Source organism: Ruegeria sp. I1, assembly GCF_056532675.1.
In genome coordinates this window covers 1-3,769 of record NZ_JBQFNM010000025.1, presented here as the reverse complement: position 1 = coordinate 3,769, position 3,769 = coordinate 1, and the positions used below count along the sequence as shown (strand labels likewise).

The window sequence follows — 3,769 nt, the reverse complement described above, 5'->3', positions numbered from 1 at the left end:
TGTGAGCCAGAAAAGATCAGACATGGTCACCGCTCGTTTTTCGAACCGTGAATCATGCACCAACGCGGAAATCAATGGGTCCTGACCCTAGCTTATTTTCAAATCGGGCCTTCGATTTGATAGCACCAAAATTTGTTAACTCGCTGGTAGCCTAAGCGTCAATCGCCAAAAGTGTGCGGCAGTTCCACGGAGAAAACTTCTAACTCTAGTGTTCATTTTTTTTGGCCTATCTATCTGTCTGATCTCACCAAGCTATTTGGATGATTGTCCTGCTCAAGTAGCTTTGGACCTATTTATAAACCAAATCGAATAAACGTACGCCTTACATCCGGACCTTGTCCCAACCAAGCAAGGAACACACTCTTCAGATGTCTGGAAATCCTTACTTTTTGTGTTTCACCCAACTGATCAGCGATCTGAGCTTGTTTACCAGTAAATGCAGGTAAGCTTGCCGCTATTTTACTTGGATTCGCAATAGGTTTTCCGGTAGTGGCATCAATGGCCTGCGCTGTGAAGCGGATACTATGAACTCCCGATACCGATAGGACCTTCCGCGCCTTATTCGACACTGCATGAAATCGCTCTACCACAATCGCCAAGGAAACAGGTCTCGAACCATTCATTTGCGAACTGGCATGTTTAGCGGCGTCTTCTATGATTGTAGCAACTTGCTTCTTACGATCACCAAACGGCTCGCCCTGCCAGAGGATGTCGGCATTCGCGGCTATGGAATTACTTTCTGAAACCGTGAGCATATTGGGGACGATTACTGAAATGGATTCTACACGCCAATCATTAGTTGCTTGTGCATCAAATCCTGTTTTGTATTGCGTCTGAAATACTCCGCCACACCCAGCGACAAACAGAAAACATGCCGCAAATCCTAGCCCACTTCGCATCTTAGTCTTAACCTGATTTCCTACCAACAGTTTCAGACAGTTAGATAAGTAGAGGTATTTATCCAAAGTAGGCGTTTCACTATTTGATACAGGCTTTCGTTAGCTAAAGTTCAACTCTAAGCATAACGGTGGACCAGTTCAGGTGGGGAGGCTCATGGACACTGCATGTGGAGGCAATGATGACTGGTGATAGGATCGAAATGTCCCGTCGCACCGACGACCGGATTGCTGCCATTACGCATGATGGCGTTTTTTACCGAGCTCGCAAAAGGTAGCAGGCAAAAGTTCATTTTAATTACTGGTTACCCTCGCGGTGAGAGTCACTGGCTCGCTTCGGCGGGTCATTCTTTACCGTTGCGCTGGCGTAGAGGTTTCTTTGATTACCCTTGGCACCTGGGGCCGTTGCCCCACGTGCCGGCGCTTATTTCACCCGTTGCGTCTGGCTGAGCCCGGCCCGTCACCTCTGCCAGTCGAAGAGGGCGGTGTGTTCCACCGATGAGCCTCTGTTCTATATCGCGCTCGTCATTCCGTTTTGGGAAGGCCATCAACTCGCGGGTCAGACCGAGAGTCTGATCGTGGATCTATCTCCATTGATCAGAAAGGTGGGATAGGTTCCTATGGCCGGCGTTTTGCGCCGTGGATTGGAGCAGGCCGACTACAGCATGCGCGAGCGACCTGCTCATCTACCCTGCCCGGCGCCAAACTTAATAGCGTTCTCTTGTTAGCCCCTGTTTTGCAAACGGCATTATGCGAGCATCCTTGATGATGAAAGTCAGTAGCTTCTGTATTAGGCACCGCGTTAGAATTTCAGCTCGTAATCGACACCCAGACTCGGGTTGACTGTCGCATCAACACCAGCACGGGCGCTGATCTTACCCACATTTAACCGCCGTGACACATCAGCAGCAACGGATAGGGTTGACAGCCCGTTTCCGCGCTCCCCGCTAATGCGGACTCCATACTGCCAGCCATTTGCTATTTCATTGAAGCTTTCGTATTCAAGCTTGGCCCCAATGCTACACGTATTGTCGAAGCTTCCCGACGAGGCGTAGCAGGCCACAACCGGGGTAAAGGCCAGAAGTGAAGCGCCTTTGTTCACCTCACGCTCGATCCTTAGTTCTGCAAAAAGCCGCGTGTTGGTCAGCGAGGCAAGCTCGACTAACCCCGATTCCGAGATGCTCTGGAACCGTGCAACCACATCCACATCTACCGAAGGTGAATAGGCATAGTCGATCCCGGCGCGCGGTACGAAACGATAGATTTCCCGTTCGATCTCGCCAGACAGGGCCACACCCGCAAACCCGGCAAAATAACTGTAATCGCCGGAAGCCGCGATCATGCCAAAGCTTCTTTGGAAATCGAGATCGAATTCGTGACGGCCGATGGCACCACCCAGATAGTAGTCGAGATACAGGCCATTGTTGAACCGGTTCGCGCCGAAGACACCGGCATTGAAACCAAAGCCATGGATTTCACCGTTTGCTGTGCTGGTCACGTCGCTGGTGCTTCCATAAATCCCGACGAAATAACCCTGCACCCTATTTTCGCTGACAAAGCGCTCGCGACGGTAGGAAACGTTCAGCAGGGTTTGCGACAGGCCGCTGTCTGTCTCAAGGAAGTTCAATGAGCCCTCGATGGTTTCCCACACATCGCGCGCGCAGTTGTAATTCTGGTGGAACAGCCCACCATCTACCGTCACGCCCGCGCCGTTCGCCTGTAGGTTGAAGGTATGGTCCCGGTCCTTTGTGTTTTTGCAGATGTCGTAGTGATCCAGCGCTTCGATCGGAACAAACTCTACCCGGCGATTGCGTGCCTTGCCCTGGGCCGTCGCGTTTGTGTCAATCGGACGGCTTTCGCCATACCCGCGTGCGCGAAACCCGACAGTGTCTACGCCACGGGACACCAGGGCCTGCAAAACCGCATCGACCCGCCGTTGGCTGAGCGCCAGATTATACGCATCCGATGCGTCGCTGTCGGTATGACCCGCAATTTCGAAGGTACTGCCTTCACAGCTTCCCAGAATCTCAGCGATCTCATCCAAAAAGGGGGCGCTTTCCTGTTTGATAATGGCTTTGTCGGTATCAAACAGGATTGGGTGTTTGTTCAGATAGTCGTTCACAGCAGCCGCACATTGCAGCGCGCCGCGCTGCCTTAAACGATCCAGCGCTCCGGAAGCAAAACCACGGGCCTGCTGGCTTTGCAATTCGACGGTTGTGTCGCGGTCGTCCTCAAGAATTGTAATCAGGTCCTCGGTAATCTTGTCGATCAGCGACGGGTTCGACACTTCCACACTGATATGCGCTGTGTCGCAATTTGTGAGGCTCAGTGTCTCGCAGATCTCGTAGGTGAACACATAAGTGCCCGCCGTTGTGCCAGGAGCGATCTCAATCTCCCCCGCCGCATTCATTGTCACCGAACCCGCCGCCGGGGTCACATCCAGGCCTAGCATTGTCACGCTGTCATTCGCCGTGCCCGAGATGCCCAGCGAGATATCCGCCGGATCCAGCACAGCGCCGTTCAGCGTGTCGTTGTCCAGAACCGAAGCGGTCGTCGCGCCGGTGATCCCATCCACCGCGTCAATAGCTAAAAACAACCCGGAAACAACTACATTATCCAACCCTAGAAACTCAACGTTAGAGCAATCCACCCCTGGCGTCCCACCAAAGTCAGCGAGGTCTCCAAACTCGAGCCCAATTGAAATAATGTCCAAATCGGCCAAAATTGCCGCAAAGTCAGTAGCGCTACCACCGGATGAAACGGTAAATCCCCCACCACCAAGCACTAGGGTCAGGACCCATTGATTTCCGCGTTGGTGCATGATTCACGGTTCGAAAAACGAGCGGTGACCATGTCTGATCTTTTCTGGCTCA

Annotated in this window: 2 protein-coding genes; both read right to left on the bottom strand. The window is 52.4% G+C overall.

Features of this window, described 5'->3' with window-relative positions; all coding sequences use genetic code 11:
• Positions 1-293: 293 nt before the first annotated feature.
• Positions 294-965 carry a DUF6778 family protein gene (locus tag ACR0DH_RS20155; protein ID WP_480551854.1) on the bottom strand — a complete coding sequence of 224 codons (672 nt, stop codon included), beginning with the start codon at positions 963-965 and terminating at the stop codon, positions 294-296.
• A gap of 733 nt (positions 966-1,698) precedes the next feature.
• Positions 1,699-3,717 carry an OmpA family protein gene (locus ACR0DH_RS20150; protein ID WP_480551852.1) on the bottom strand — a complete coding sequence of 673 codons (2,019 nt, stop codon included), beginning with the start codon at positions 3,715-3,717 and terminating at the stop codon, positions 1,699-1,701.
• Between the last annotated feature and the right edge of the window lie 52 nt (positions 3,718-3,769).